The sequence below is a fragment of the Lysinibacillus sphaericus genome, from assembly GCF_006864135.1.
Classification (GTDB): domain Bacteria; phylum Bacillota; class Bacilli; order Bacillales_A; family Planococcaceae; genus Lysinibacillus.
In genome coordinates, this window is record NZ_SADV01000002.1 from 369921 (window position 1) to 385393 (window position 15473).

Below are 15473 nucleotides of genomic sequence, written 5' to 3' on the forward strand. Positions count from 1 at the left end.
AAGGAGGATTAAAGATGTATTTCGAAAATACTAACCTTGAAAATTTAACAGCTGATCAAGAACTTATTGTAAGCGTCATGAAAAAAAACGGTTTAGAATGTGATGGCGGCTGGGATTACGAACGTATGACATTTGATAAGCGTTTCGATACTCGCGAAGGTCGTTATTATCTACGTGTATTCTCATATGCTAAATCTGGTGATGTTGGTGCACACGATGCCATTTTAACATTAATGAAACCAGTACTTGGTAAGTACTACTATCCACACGGCGTTGAGTATGGTGATGATGAAGTTTATCCAGCTCATCTTGTAAAAAAATGTGAAGAAATCTTAAAAAAGGTTAAATTAGACCTAGAAGCTTTTGAAATTCATGCTTAATTTTAGATAGTTATGTCATTTTGCATTGATGTCGATTAAACATCGAAATTATTTTATTTTTTTATTAGGGTTTACAGTAAATCGGCAATAACATGCAGTGCAATAGCTAAATCTGAAAAGACTGGTGGTCCAGTCTTTTTTATTTTGAGTAAAAATTTTATTTCTTCTCATACTAACTATATCTTTTACATGATGTAGGTGAGACAAATGTTACAATTTTTAAAACACCCCTTTTTTCGCCATCCGATCATTGTTATAGCTATCGGAATTGCAATTCTCTGGTTTATATCTCTGTCATTACCCATACTGCTTGCCTACGTAACTGCATTATTATTGGAACCTGTCATCATACGAATTAGTAAACGGTTCCGAAAAAAACGCAAAATAGTCGCATCTCTTTTTTTCTTGTTCTTTTCAAGCATGACATTACTTTTATGTATTCTCATTATATTTATAAGTTGGAAACAATTTTCGACATTTATCATTCATATTCCAGAGTACCTCAACCAGCTATCTGCACTATGGATTCAAACACAATCCAAGCTTTCCAACTATACTTATCACTTGCCCTTAGATCTTGTTATACAAATTCAACTTATGATAGCACGAGCTCTCTCTTCAATCGAGAAATATGCTCTTTCTTTAACAAATGTAAATGTTTGGTCATCTTCACTTACGTATATAACTTCTCGTTTGTTTGATATTTTCGTTTATTGGATTGTACTATATATGTTTCTTTTAGAATTACCGAACATTAACCGTAAAATGTTAGCGCCTATTTCGTTTCACTATCATCAAAAAATACTATTTATTGGACAGCGTGTAAAACTTGCTTTATTTGGTTTTGTAAAAGCTCAATTTTTAATTGGTATTTGCATTTTTGTTATCGCTTTTGGAACCTTTTATTTTCTTAAAACACCGTTCCCATTTATTTTAGCACTTTTACTAGTCATTTTAGATTTCGTGCCTTTTTTAGATTCATTTATTTTGCTTCTTCCTTGGGCAATATACAAAGCTTTTACAGGTGAATACATTTATGCTGTTATGTTAGTCGTACTTACGATCGCACAATTTTTAGTTCGACGAATGATTGAGCCTAGAGTTATTGGAAATAAAGTTGGACTCTCCTCACTAACAACCTTTATTGCTATGTTTATCGGTTTTAAAATGTTTGGATTTTCCGGTATTTTAATTGGCCCTTTACTCGTTGTTGTTATCGTTTCCCTATTTAATCAAACATCCATAAAAAATCTCCCACCTTCTCAAAAATAAGGAGGGAGATTTTTTTTTAATCAATTATGCCTCGGCATAATCGCGTCCAGAATTCTGCTTTGTGCTGCATATAGAACTTCATTCCGATTCCATGACATCCGCCGGAGGCTTCAGGCCAATAAATGTTTTTTGCGGAAAGCCCAGTGCGCAGGTACAGATGTTCGAGCACCCGTTAAAAGAGGTTAAAAGCCTAATATAGCTTTAATGACAGATGTTGTTTCACCTGGTTCAAACATAACGTATAGTAAAAAGTATACTAAAACTCCTGTAATAGCTACGAAGAACCAAATAATACTTGTAATCGGTCCAATACGACGGTGAAGCTTGAGATTAGTTTTCAAACCAGAAATAATACTAACAATTCCAAATACTGCTCCAGTTGTTGCGAGAGTAATATGGAAAATTAAGAAGAAAGTATAATATGGCTTTAAATCTTCTCCACCACCAAACGCTGTGTTACCAATAAAGACTGTTCGTGAAGCGTAAATAATAAAGAAGATAAGTGCTGCAACTCCTGCTGCAAGCATTACTTTTTTATGTGCCTCTACTTTTCTTTTTATAATTAAGCCCCAACCAATAGCTACAAGTACAGCACTAATAACGATGAATGACGTACTTATAGTAGGCAAAATTTGCAATTCCATTTACAAAACCCCTTATACAAATTAAAGTTTCTTTTTACAACTGATGTTGTTGTTGTTGATTTTCCCATTTCTTTTGATGTTCTTTTAATGCATCAGCAGTAATTTTATCAGGATCCTTTTGTTCTGACCGATACCACTTAATAAATATTGATCCAAGTAATACACCAAAAATAAGCTCTTGTAAAATCTTCATTAAAACGCCGCCTAGTTGCTGATCGGCAACAGGTGTCATATTTGTAAAGAGCTCTGGTCCTGATAAAGATAAACTAGACAATGTAGAAACAGGTACACAAAGTTCCATTGCCTTTAGCCATGCATCACCATTTGTATATGTTTCATACATTGCGTTTGGCGCAAAAATAATTAACGCACACGCAGGTGTAATTAATACCGCGTTAGCAATAATATAGGCTAATTTATACAAGGGTTTCATATGCGAACTATTAGGCATCTTTTGAATCAAAGGCCAGTACATTAAAGTAGCAGAAACAAATAATACAAATGTATATGTACCATGTAAAGTTTCGTTTAATTTAATGTAGTCTAATACTGCAGGTAAATGATAGAAAGAAAATAACCCAATAAACACAAATACCGCAACGACAGGGAGTGTAAATACTTTAAATAAAGATTTAACAACCGGTGCTTCAATCGCAACTTTCCATACCCACCAAGGAATTCCCTTAATTAAGAAAATCGGTACAAGTAATAATAAAATAGCCATTTGCACCATATGCATCGTAAACATAATATGTGCCATTAAATCTATTGGAGATCCTTTAATAATATAAATCGTTACCATTGCCAGTACAAAATAAATAGCCTCTTCCTTTTTCAAAGGCTCACTTACTTTAAAATCTTTGCGCCACTTTGTTGTGACTAGAAAATAGATGACTGTTATGAAAACAAGAACCCCTATTAAGTATGGGCTCCATAAAGCTTGGAAACCAAATATACTAAGTGGCATACAGAACGCACTCCTTTTACTTCAATACCCCTATTATAGAACGCTTACACTTATTCTGCAATGAACGAAAGGTGAACAAATTACTAACCATAGTATATTACTTGAACAAGCTAGAGCATCCATTAAGAGTATTTTATTTCTTGTGGGTCGTCAGCCATAGCGTGGGGTTGATTTCCGTTCCGACTGGGCGCTTTGTTGCTGCCGCTTCGCTTTCGCACAGAAAAAACATTTGTAGCTGACGCTACAGAAAACATTTGTTGCTGACGCTTCGTTTTCGCACAGAGCAAAGCTTCCTGGGGGCGTAGCGGCTTGGGGCAACAGGATGTTTTTTGTGCGAAAGCGTAGTGTAACGTAGCGGCAGCAACAGGATGTTGGTCACGAAGGCGTTATCACAGGACGTGATGCTTTTAGCCTTCGTTCCCCTAGCTGCTCGCTCCATGGTCTCATCTGTGACGCTGATCCCCAAGGAGTCGCCCAGTCTCCACTACAATCAACTGATTCATACGGCATGTATCCTCTGCCTTGTCGCTACAATTTAAGCAATAAAACTTAACTTAAGCAAAATAGTTTGTCTCTGCGAAAGCATAGATACAGCAAAAATAGATCTAATCACGTCACTATTATAAGTCTATTCTGTTCAATTAAGGCGCGTTTACATAGTGTCAACTTTTGAAATGCATAATATTTATAAAAGTTCTCCACTATTGTTGATTGGAGTGGAAGGCTACTCGCCCACAGGAAAGCGAGTAGCCTGGAACGGAAATCACTCTCACATAAATTATATTAATTCTTAGCGGCTCATTCACTTGAATAGAACCCAAAAAGAAAAGCACGTTTCTACTGAAAGTAGAGAACGTGCTTTTTTTGGTGATTACCACCAAATAATTGTTAAAAATGCTAAGAAGAATGTAAATGCGATTAGTATACCCATCCACATGAAGAAACCAATTACACCACCGAAGTGTGTTTTTTTGTCTTCTAAGTGCATGAAAGCGTAAAGTTGAAGAACAACTTGAACACCAGCAAGCAATAAAATAAGCGGTAATACTAAGTATTTAGAAAAATCAGCAGCAACTACAGCGAATGCGATGAACGTAAAGAAAATCATAATCGCAAAGTTGAGTACTTGTTTACGCATATGAACGGCATTATGATGACGGTCATACTCGTATTGTGCCTGTGTCTTAGCAACTATAGGTGTATCGTGTGTAGACATATTATCCGATCACTCCCATCAAGTATACTACTGTAAAGATGAATACCCAAACTACGTCGATAAAGTGCCAGTATAAAGCAGCTACGAAAAATTTAGGTGCATTGTATAAGTTAAGACCGCGCTTAGCATTACGAAGCATTAACGTAGCAAACCATACAAGACCTAATGTTACGTGGAAACCATGTGTACCAACTAAAGAATAAAACGCAGTTGAGAATGCAGATTGGTCAAATGTAAAACCAAGACCTACATAATGATTGAATTCATAGATTTCAAGACCTAAGAATCCAAGACCTAAAAGTAATGTAATACCAAACCAAGTTTGCATAGCTTTAAAGTTAAAGTTACGCATATGGTAAATGGCATAAACAGACGTTAGTGAAGATGTTAATAATAACATCGTCATAGCGAAAGCTAAAGGTAATTCAAATAAACCTTGTGTTGTGAACTCCATGCCAGCAGGCCCTTTGTTCTTAAGCGCTAGGTAAGTAGCGAATAAACTCGCGAAAAGTACAACTTCACAGGCAAGGAAAATCCAGAAACCAACAACTTTATTTTTCCCTTCCATCGTCGCTTGTTCAGGATGATCTGGCCAAGTATGAGGAGTAAATTTAGTATTGAAATCCATTATTTATTTCCTCCTTTGCCGTAAAGATGTTCTTCAATTTCAAGAATTTCTTCTTTGTGTAAGTGGAAACCGTGATCGTCCTTAACAGAACGGAAAATCATAGCACCGAATGTAATTGCAAGACCTGCAATTAAAACATAAATTGACCATGGTTTATCTGCATCTTGATTATAAAGAGCACCGAATGCTGCGATAAACAAGCCCATAGAAATAACAAATGGGATGGCTGAGTTGTTTGGCATATGAATATCACCGACTGGCTCAGCAAATGTAATTTCTTTATTACCTTCTTGCTTTTCAATCCACCATGGATCTAAACCACGAACAAGTGGTGTTTGACGGAAGTTATAGAATGGGATTGGTTGTGGAATTGACCATTCTAATGTACGTCCATCGCCCCATGGATCGCGACCTGCTGGTTTGCCTTTGATTGACATTAAGCAGTTGATTACCATTAAGATAACCCCTACACCCATCATTAATGCACCGATTGTAGAGATATAGTTAAACTGATCCCAACCTTGACCTTCTCTGTAAGTGAATACGCGACGTGGCATACCCATTAAACCTAAGAAGTGTTGAACGAAGAACGTTAAATGGAATCCAATAAAGAATACCCAGAAAGTAATTTTACCAAGTGTTTCGTTTAACATACGGTTGAAGAAAATTGGCCAGTAGAAGTGCGCTGAACCAAATAACGCTGTTACGATACCACCAACGATTACGTAGTGGAAGTGAGCAACGATAAAGTAAGAATCGTGTAATTGGTAGTCAAGAGGTGCAGATGCTTGCATTACCCCTGTAACACCACCCGCAACGAATGACGGGATGAAACCAAGTGCATAAAGCATTGGTGTTGTAACTTTAATAGATCCTCCCCAAATAGTTAAGATCCAGTTAAATACTTTCATACCTGTTGGAACGGCAATTGCCATTGTTGCAACAGCAAAGATTGCGTTTGCTGTTGGCCCAAGACCAACTGTAAACATGTGGTGAGCCCAAACCATGAACCCTAAGAAACCGATTAAAATTGTTGCGAATACCATTGAAGAGTATCCAAATAAACGTTTACGAGAGAACGCTGGGATAATCTCAGAGAATAAACCAAACGCTGGTAATACTAAGATATAAACCTCTGGGTGTCCGAAGATCCAGAATAAGTGTTCCCAAATAATTGTGTTACCACCCATAGTATGGTCAAAGAAGTTACCACCGAACATACGGTCAAATAACATCATTAATAAACCAATTGTTAATGGAGGGAATGCGAATAAAATTAATGCACTTGATACTAGCGCTGTCCAAGTGAATAATGGCATACGCATGAATGTCATACCTGGAGCACGCATCGTAATAATCGTAACGATAAAGTTAAGACCTGATATTAATGTACCCGCCCCTGATATTTGTAAACCGAGAACATAGAAGTCAATACCATGTCCAGGAGAATATAAAGATAATGATGCATAAGACGTCCAGCCCGCATCAGGCGCGCCACCCATAAAGAATGACAGGTGAAGGAATACTGCACCTAGGAAGAATAACCAGAACCCTAACGAATTAAGGAACGGGAATGCTACGTCACGTGCACCAATTTGTAATGGTACAAGCATGTTCATAAATGCAAATAGTAATGGAGTTGCAGCTAGGAATAACATTGTTGTTCCGTGCATTGTTAATAATTGATTGAAAAAACCTGCTGAGACGAAATCGTTATTTGGTTGCATTAATTGAATACGCATTAATAACGCTTCAAAACCAGCGATAGCGAAGAACAATGTACCGGCTAATAAATACATTACTGCTAACTTTTTATGGTCAACAGTTGTAATGTAGTCCCAGACAGTTGCTCCAAAGCTCTTTTTCTGTGTGTATGAGCTCACAACTTTTACCTCCCTCAAAGTTTGTTACATTAAAGTTAAAATCATTTCTCAACAGATAAGCCCATGATATAAGTTGCTAGAGCTTGAATTTCTTCGTCAGTTAAATCGCCATAAATTGGCGCAGTACCTTCTGCGTTCATCATTAAGTTACCTGGCTTGAATTGCTCAGGATTCTTAATCCAAGCTTTTAAGTTTTCTTCATCATGATCTAAGAAACCAGCGACACGGTTACGGTCACCAAATGTAGTTAAGTTAGGACCCTTTGAACCTGGACCGCTTGTACCAGATACAGCATGACAACCCATACAGCTATTAGCAAATGTTGCCTCGCCTAGATCAGCTGAAGTTTTGTCTGGCATTTTTTTATCTGTTGCTTTCATTGAAGCTACCCATGCGTCGAATGCATCCGGGCTTAATGCTTTAACTTTGAAGTCCATTAGAGCGTGTGAAGGACCACATAACTCAGCACATTTACCATAGAATACGCCGTCTTTAAGGTCTTTTGATTCTTTATCGAATTCTAGATAGAACTTGTTTAAGTTATCAACGTTCGTATCCATTTTACCGCCTATAGCAGGAATCCAGAATGAGTGCTTAACATCGGCAGCTTTTAAGTTAAAGTAAACTTTTTGACCTGTTGGTACAACTAATTCTTGTGCAGTTATAATACCTTGGTTAGGGTATTCAAACTCCCACCAATATAAATTTGCAGTTACATTTACAGTAAGTGCTGTTTTGTCACCGTTTTCATCTACTTCGTCCATCGCAGCAACATCTGCAAATTTGTAAGTAGCCGTAACGACTGGTACAGCTAAGATTAATAATAAAATAATTGGAATAACTGTCCAAATTATTTCAAGAGTGTGACTTCCTTCTACTTGCTTAGGAATAACGTTTTCGCCAACTTTTGAACGGCGGAATTTTAAGAATGCAAGTAAATAGATAACGGATACTACTACTACAACTAACGTCATAATTCCAGTAGCTAGCATTAATAGATTGAATTGTTCTTTACCTACTTGACCAGACGGTTTCAGTGCAGAAATATAATCTTCACCACAACCAGAAAGGAAAACCATCATCACTGCTAGTAGTGAAAAAAGACGCCATTTTTTAAGCCCTTTCATCATAGCTTAATTAAACCCCTCTTTCTTTGTTGTATTTTTCATGTGTACCTAGGAAATAAGTTCTGTCTATATGAATTCAAAAGAAAGAATTCCTAAATTTAGCTAAACAACGCAAAAATTATGATGGCTACAAATAGTATGGTCATATGATTCAAAGAATAGATAAACATTTTATTTGCCCATTTCATATCATCTTTTGTGGTAAAGCCTTTAAAAGCTAGAATCAACCAGCCTAAGTTCAATGCAGTGGCAAGAATTAAGAAGCCAACACCAAGCTCTGGTAAAAGGAATGGTAATGGTAATAATAAAAGAATCCAGAAAAACATCGAGTACTTTGTACGTTTAAATCCTTTTACTACAGGTAGCATTGGTATATTAGCTGCACGATATTCCTCAGTACGTTTCATAGCAAGTGCATAAAAATGCGGTGGTTGCCATGCAAACATGATAAGGAATAGAGCAAGTGCTCCAGGACCTAATGCAGGTTCAACCGCTGCAAACCCAATAACTGGTGGGATCGCCCCTGAAATACTTCCTACAACCGTGTTACTAACATGCTTCCTCTTTGACCACATTGAGTACAGAACGACATAAGCAAATATCCCTACTAGTCCCCACATGCCGGCCGCAAACGATGCCGCAAATAACAAAATTTCACCTACAATTAAAAATGAGAGGGCAATAGTCAATACAAAATTCGGCTTAAATCTACCCGTTACTGTCGGTCTACCCTTTGTTCTTTTCATGATTGGATCAATATCCTGATCAATAAAGTTATTCATTGCGCCTGAGCCACCTATAATTAATGCCGCACCCAGCATGGTGAACAATATGACATCAAGCTCTTGCAAGAAGTGTCTACTAGTAAATTGAAATGCCAGCCACATCCCTGTAAACGTTGTGACAAGATTCGAGTTAACGATTCCAATTTTTATTAGTGCTAAGAAATCTTTTACAAATGATGTTGATGCTGGTCCACTATTTCTAGTAGCCGTCAGAGCACGACCGTTTGACATGATACCTTCTCCTTTCATTTTTGTAAGCATATTCCGCTACCAATTACTATAGCGAAATTTGCGATTGATTTCTAGACATTAAGTGAAATTTAGATGAAGTTGTAAAAATTAGCTTTGTCTAGAAATATATTAAAAACAACATATCTATAGTAAATCATTTTCTAAAATGAATTGTGAAGGTTAGAGCACGAAATTATGAACAATTTGTGAAATGGAATCGACATCTAATACTCCCTACTCTTTACAAGTTGTATTTTAATTGTATTTTCGATATTATCTAGTAGCAGAAACATTACTTTCATGTAATGTCCATAGATAAAGTAGGTGACTCATTTTATGCAACAAAACAGGTATATGAAATGGTTTGCTGTTGCCGCTACAGTTGGAATGCTCCTAGTTTTACTAGGTGGGGCACTTGTTACCAAAACAGACAGTGGCTTAGGCTGTGGTCGAAACTGGCCTGATTGCAATGGTTCTCTTATTCCAAAAGAAATTACACCAGCAATCTTAATTGAATTTTCACATCGTCTTATAACTGGGATCGTATCTATTTCAATTCTTGCGTTAACAGTTTGGACATGGCGTAAAATCGGCCATATTCGCGAAGTAAAATTATTAGGTTTCTTAGCAATGTTTTTCTTAATCGCACAAGCTCTTATTGGAGCAGCTCAAGTGTTGTGGGGACAAGGGGATTTCATATTAGCGCTCCACTTTGGGATTTCTCTTATTTCCTTTGCTGCTGTTCTCCTCCTTTCTATGATTGTATTTGAAGTCGATCGCAAATTTGATGCCGATAACGTTTTTATTGGAAAAAAATTACGTTGGCATACGATTGCTGTCACAATTTATTCTTATTTAGTCGTTTATACAGGGGCGCTTGTTCGCCATACAGATTCAAGCTTAATATGTCCTGACTGGCCATTTTGCTATAACGATACACCATTCGCAGCTTTTAATAATATGTACGAATGGATGCAAATGGGGCATCGTCTAGCTGTTCTTATCTTTTTCATTTGGATTGCATACATAACGTGGCACGCTGTAAAAGAATATAAACATCAACGTGTAATTTACTATGGCTGGATTATTGCCTTTACTATAGTAATTTTACAAGTAATTGCTGGTATGCTAGTAGTTCTAACTAAATTGAATTTAACAGTCGCATTACTTCATTCATTATTTATTTCAATGCTGTTTGGTCTACTTTGCTATATGGTAATGCTAGTTGCACGTAGCAATTATAATGAAAAAAACAAATAATAATAGAAAAAGATTCGCCATATTTTTCAATGGCGAATCTTTTTTATTTTCAAACGCTTCTATCTCAATAATATGTCAAAAAATCGACAAGTTTATTATTAAAAAATAGTAATATTTATAGGTAGGTGGATGTCGTTAAAATTCAAAAGTTGGACGATAATTCCTGAAAGTGTTCCGATAAAACTAAAAAGTTGGATGATATTATGTTAAGTATGCCACGGGGATAGGTTGATTAGAGCGAGCCAATAGAGAAGGCTACAACTATCACCTGTGATAACGCCTTAGTAACCAACATCCTGTCGCTTCGCTTTAAGCACAGACAAAACGCAGTTGTTGCCCCGACGCCCTCAGGAAATCAACCCTACATTTTGATAATGAACCAAAATAGCAAAACAAAAAAGGTTATTAGTATGCTATAAAAGCCATCTAATAACCTTCTATTTTATCAATTATTCAATTTCAATTAACAAATCACCTGTTGAAATGGCGTCGCCCGCACTTGCGTATACTTCTTTCACAATGCCATCTTTCGGTGCTTGGACGGTCGTTTCCATTTTCATTGCTTCAGTAATTAATAAGTGATCCCCACGTTTTACATGGCTTCCTTTCGATACGACTACCTTTAAGACCGTACCTGGCATCGTTGCGCCAATTTGATTTGGATTACTTGGATCAGCTTTTAATGCCAAGCTACCATCTACTTCGACAGTCATATCTTGAATCACTAATTCACGGGATTGACCGTTTAGCTCAAAGTAAATAACACGCGTACCATCGTGCTGTGGTTCACCAATGGAAACAAGTTTAATTATCAGTGTTTTTCCTTTTTCGATCTCGACTTCAATTTCTTCGCCTAGTTTTAACCCATATAGGAATGTTGGCGTATCTAATACCGAAATATTGCCGAAGGAGTTCACAGTTTTTGCATACTCTTCAAACACTTTTGGATACAAAGCAAACGCTAGCACATCCTGTTTCGTCACGGCACGATTTAATTTTCCCTCTAGTACCGCCTCTAGTTGCTCAAAATTCACAGGCTCCAATAGCTCGCCAGGACGTACTGTAATTGCTTCACGATCCTTTAACACAACCTTTTGCAGTGCCTCTGGGAAGCCACCATGAGGTTGTCCTAAATAACCCTGGAAGAACTCAATCACAGAATCTGGGAAGTCGATAGTTTGCCCTCTTGTCAGTACAGAATTTTCATCTAAATCATTTTGTACCATAAATAACGCCATATCACCGACTACTTTCGATGATGGGGTTACTTTGACAATATCGCCAAATAGAAGGTTTACACGGGAATACATGTGCTTCACTTCTTCCCATCTGTCCCCTAGGCCAACTGCTTTAGCCTGTTGCTGCAAGTTACTGTATTGACCACCAGGCATCTCGTGGACATAAATTTCAGAATGTGGGCTAATCATGCCGCTTTCAAAATCCTTATAATACTTACGCACATCTTCCCAATAGTACGATAACTTTTCAAGCGCATCGATATCGGCACGAACGTTACGCATATTACCCTTCATAGCATAGTACAAGGAGTTGGCGCTTGGCTGGGACGTTAAACCTGCCATCGAACCGAGCGCTGTATCAATGATATCCACTCCTGCCTCGATCGCCTTGGCATATAAATAAATACCATTACCACTTGTATCATGCGTATGCAAATGGATTGGTAGACTTGTCGCCTCTTTTAACTCAGAAATTAAACGATATGCTGCCTCTGGTTTCAATAATCCAGCCATATCTTTTATCGCTAAAATATGGGCACCTGCTGCCTCTAACTCCTTTGCCATTTCCTTGTAGTATTGAACTGAATATTTTGCTCTTGTTTCATCAAAAATATCTCCTGTGTAACAGATCGCTGCTTCAGCAATTTTACCTGATTGACGTGCAGCATCAATGGCTACTTCCATTCCTTTAATCCAGTTCAAGCTATCGAAAATACGGAAAACATCAATGCCTGATGCCGCTGATTCAGCGATAAATTCACGAATTAAATTGTCTGGATAGTTTGTGTAACCAACTGCATTCGCACCACGTAATAACATTTGGAATAGCACATTCGGAACTTGTTCGCGCAGCTTGGCAAGACGCTCCCATGGATCTTCTTTTAAGAAACGGTAAGCCACATCAAACGTCGCACCTCCCCACATTTCAAGTGAGAAGAAATCATGCATCATACGCGCTGTTGCATCTGCAATTTCGAACATATCCTGTGAACGTACACGTGTCGCAAGAAGTGATTGGTGCGCATCTCGGAAAGTTGTATCCGTTAATAGCACATCCTCTTGCTCTAGAATCCATTTCACTAGCCCGTCTGCTCCTTGGGCATCTAAAATTTGCTTTGTCCCCGCCGGAGGAACGATTAGTTTATCGACTTTCGGGATGCTCGGCTGTACAAAAATTGGTTTCGCCTTCTGCTCTACTCCAGGGAAGCCATTTAATGTCACATTACCAATATAGCTTAAGAGCTTTGTCCCACGGTCTTTGCGCTCAGGGAAATTGAATAGCTCAGGTGTTGTATCGATAAAGCTTGTATCAAATGCTCCCGTTAAAAATTTCTCGTGCGTCACGACATTATTTAAGAATGGGATATTCGTTTTCACCCCACGAATACGGAACTCCTTTAAATTTCGATCCATTTTTGCTGCGGCTTCTTTAAACGTCATCCCTGTCGTTGAAATTTTCACTAGCAATGAATCATAATACGGTGTTACTACAGCCCCTTGGAAGCCATTTCCGGCATCTAATCGAACGCCGAAGCCACCGCTTGAACGGTATACCATAAGCTTCCCCGTATCTGGCATAAAGTCATTAGCGGGGTCTTCCGTTGTGACACGCGCTTGAATCGCATAGCCAATCATTGGAACATCTGCCTGTTGTGGAATGTGGATTTCCTCACTATGCAGTCCGTAGCCTGCTGCTACTTTAATTTGGGCGTGCACAATATCAACACCCGTAATCATTTCAGTAATCGTATGCTCTACTTGAACACGAGGGTTAACTTCGATGAAGTAGAAATCCTCGCCTGCAACTAAAAACTCTACTGTCCCTGCATTTATGTATGAGACATTTTTCATTAATTGAACCGCCGCATCGCAAATTCGGCTTCTTAAATCTTCCGAAATTGAATTAGATGGTGCGATTTCAACAACCTTTTGATGACGACGTTGAATCGAGCAATCACGTTCATATAAATGAATGATATTACCTTGTTGGTCGCCTATAATTTGGACTTCAATATGCTTTGGCTTAATAATAGCCTTTTCTACATATACATCATCAGAGCCAAATGCTGCCTTCGCCTCTGATTTTGCACGTTCATAGGAGGAAGCTAACTCCTCTTCTGTATGAACAAGACGCATTCCACGACCACCGCCGCCTAATGTTGCCTTAATCATAATTGGATAGTTGTATGCGCTAGCAAAAGCCTCTACCTCTGCTAAATTATTTACTGGACCATCTGTACCAGGAATAACAGGAATGCCTGCAGCAATTGCTTGTTCACGCGCCTTCACCTTATCTCCAAACATATCTAAATGCTGAGAAGTCGGCCCAATGAAGACAATCCCCTCTTCTTCACATCGACGTGCAAACTCTACGTTTTCTGATAAAAAACCATAACCCGGATGAATCGCATCAACATTAGCATCTTTGGCAATTGTAATAATGCCTTCAATATCTAGATAAGCATCAATTGGTTTCTTGCCAGCCCCCACTAAATAGGCCTCATCTGCTTTAAAGCGATGAAATGCACCACTATCCTCCCGCGAATAAATGGCTACTGTTCGGATATTCAACTCCGTACATGCACGGAAAATACGAATTGCAATTTCTCCTCGATTGGCTACGAGAATTTTTTTCATTGACCCCATTGATATCCCCCTTTATGATTGTGTCTTTTTCCTTTCTACCTTTTCAAACATAGAAACATTGATTAATATTCCCATCGCTAAAGATAGAATAATTATAGATGTCCCGCCATAGCTAATAAAAGGTAACGTTACACCGGTTAACGGGATTAACCCAGTTACACCCCCAAGATTGATAAACGTTTGCCAGCCAATCCAGCTCGCAATACCTGCCGTAATCATACGTGCTAGTGGATCTTTCGTGCGCAACGCAATCGAAAACCCTTTATATACAATAAATCCTAAACCAACTAATACGATTAGAACTCCCCGAATTCCGAGTTCCTCCATAATAATCGCCATAATAAAATCGGTTTGTGGTTCAGGCAAATACCCTAATTTTTGAATCGACTGACCGAGACCCCTTCCTTCTAAACCGCCTCCGCCAATTGCATAATAACTATTGACAACTTGGTGACCACTACCATCTTCATAATTAAATGGGTTTATAAATGATTTAATACGGCCTAAACGGTTATCAGTTAACATGCTGCCTTTAAACAGCAATAGTATACCAAAGATGGCTCCCCCAAACGCGCCCAATACCCCAAAAAACTTCCAAAACGTTTTAAAGGGAATGCCACTCGCTGCTACTACACAAACAGCAATGCCACAAAGAATAATACTCGCTCCCAAATCGGTTTCAAATGCTACACCAGCAACAACAAGAATCCAGAGGAATATTGGATAAAATATTTCTGTTGGTTGTAGTTTTTCAAGTGTGTATTTTTGTCCTTTCCGAGAAAAAGCAGCAGCAAAATATAAAATTATAAATAGCTTCGCATATTCAGAAGGCTGAAAGTTCCCTAGACCGGGAATTTGTATCCAACTTTTGGATCCTACTCCTATTTCATCATTACCAGCAACTTTTACCCAAGTAAATAGCACAACTAGTACAGCCGTAAGTAACAACATAACTTTTTTATTTGCATAATGCTTATAAGGGAAAAATGCTGCTACTAAAAATCCAAGAAAAGCTACAGTTAAATTGATTACTTGCTTGTGATAAAAAAAGTCTGGTGCCTTTCCTTTTATTGCAATTGCTACCATCATACTTGAGCTATAAATCATTACTAATCCAAATAAACTTAACAATAGGACAGTAAAAAATAATGGGTAATCAAAATTTTGTGCATAACGTTTTAAGTATTGTTTCATCG

The 15473-nt window shown here is 37.9% G+C and carries 12 protein-coding genes; 3 read left to right on the plus strand and 9 right to left on the minus strand.

Going from position 1 to position 15473, the window contains the following annotated elements; genetic code table 11:
• Positions 1–14 precede the first annotated feature (14 nt).
• Together C7Y47_RS04040 and ytvI are read left to right on the plus strand one after the other, a co-directional pair.
• Complete coding sequence (locus C7Y47_RS04040; RefSeq protein WP_132357615.1) at positions 15–380, plus strand: YugN family protein; 366 nt, start codon at positions 15–17, stop codon at positions 378–380.
• Between the two features lie 207 nt (positions 381–587).
• Positions 588–1652 (plus strand): sporulation integral membrane protein YtvI, encoded by a 1065-nt coding sequence (ytvI, locus tag C7Y47_RS04045; RefSeq protein ID WP_142507579.1) that lies wholly within the window; start codon positions 588–590, stop codon positions 1650–1652.
• 182 nt (positions 1653–1834) lie between these two features.
• Here ytvI and C7Y47_RS04050 read toward each other — a convergent pair whose 3' ends face one another.
• The 7 genes from C7Y47_RS04050 to cyoE all read right to left on the minus strand — a co-directional run bounded on the left by C7Y47_RS04050 (position 1835) and on the right by cyoE (position 9133).
• The gene (locus C7Y47_RS04050; RefSeq protein ID WP_142507580.1) at positions 1835–2296 is read right to left on the minus strand and encodes a DUF420 domain-containing protein; all 462 of its coding nucleotides are present in this window, start codon (positions 2294–2296) and stop codon (positions 1835–1837) included.
• A gap of 34 nt (positions 2297–2330) precedes the next feature.
• Positions 2331–3263, minus strand: a complete 933-nt coding sequence (ctaG, locus tag C7Y47_RS04055) for a cytochrome c oxidase assembly factor CtaG (RefSeq protein ID WP_142507581.1) — start codon at positions 3261–3263, stop codon at positions 2331–2333.
• An 871-nt stretch (positions 3264–4134) separates the two neighbouring features.
• Positions 4135–4479: a cytochrome C oxidase subunit IV family protein gene (locus tag C7Y47_RS04060; RefSeq protein WP_132357623.1), complete on the minus strand. Its 345-nt coding sequence runs from the start codon at positions 4477–4479 to the stop codon at positions 4135–4137.
• A gap of 1 nt (position 4480) precedes the next feature.
• Positions 4481–5107 (minus strand): cytochrome c oxidase subunit 3, encoded by a 627-nt coding sequence (locus C7Y47_RS04065; RefSeq protein WP_142507582.1) that lies wholly within the window; start codon positions 5105–5107, stop codon positions 4481–4483.
• Complete coding sequence (gene ctaD / locus C7Y47_RS04070; protein ID WP_142507583.1) at positions 5107–6990, minus strand: cytochrome c oxidase subunit I; 1884 nt, start codon at positions 6988–6990, stop codon at positions 5107–5109. Before ctaD ends, C7Y47_RS04065 begins: the two co-directional genes overlap by 1 nt.
• A gap of 41 nt (positions 6991–7031) precedes the next feature.
• Positions 7032–8120 (minus strand): cytochrome c oxidase subunit II, encoded by a 1089-nt coding sequence (coxB, locus tag C7Y47_RS04075; RefSeq protein WP_142507584.1) that lies wholly within the window; start codon positions 8118–8120, stop codon positions 7032–7034.
• Between the two features lie 95 nt (positions 8121–8215).
• A complete protein-coding gene (gene cyoE, locus C7Y47_RS04080) occupies positions 8216–9133 on the minus strand; it encodes a heme o synthase (RefSeq protein WP_142507585.1) in 918 nt (305 codons plus the stop codon).
• 336 nt (positions 9134–9469) lie between these two features.
• Here cyoE and C7Y47_RS04085 point away from each other — a divergent pair, with 336 nt between their 5' ends.
• Entirely contained in the window at positions 9470–10393 is a 924-nt protein-coding gene (locus tag C7Y47_RS04085) for a COX15/CtaA family protein (RefSeq protein ID WP_142507586.1), read from the plus strand.
• A gap of 449 nt (positions 10394–10842) precedes the next feature.
• On the opposite strand, the gene pyc is transcribed toward C7Y47_RS04085, so the two are convergent.
• Both pyc and C7Y47_RS04095 read right to left on the minus strand, forming a co-directional pair.
• Positions 10843–14277: a pyruvate carboxylase gene (pyc, locus tag C7Y47_RS04090; RefSeq protein WP_142507587.1), complete on the minus strand. Its 3435-nt coding sequence runs from the start codon at positions 14275–14277 to the stop codon at positions 10843–10845.
• 12 nt (positions 14278–14289) lie between these two features.
• Complete coding sequence (locus C7Y47_RS04095) at positions 14290–15471, minus strand: FtsW/RodA/SpoVE family cell cycle protein (protein ID WP_142507588.1); 1182 nt, start codon at positions 15469–15471, stop codon at positions 14290–14292.
• Positions 15472–15473 lie beyond the last annotated feature (2 nt).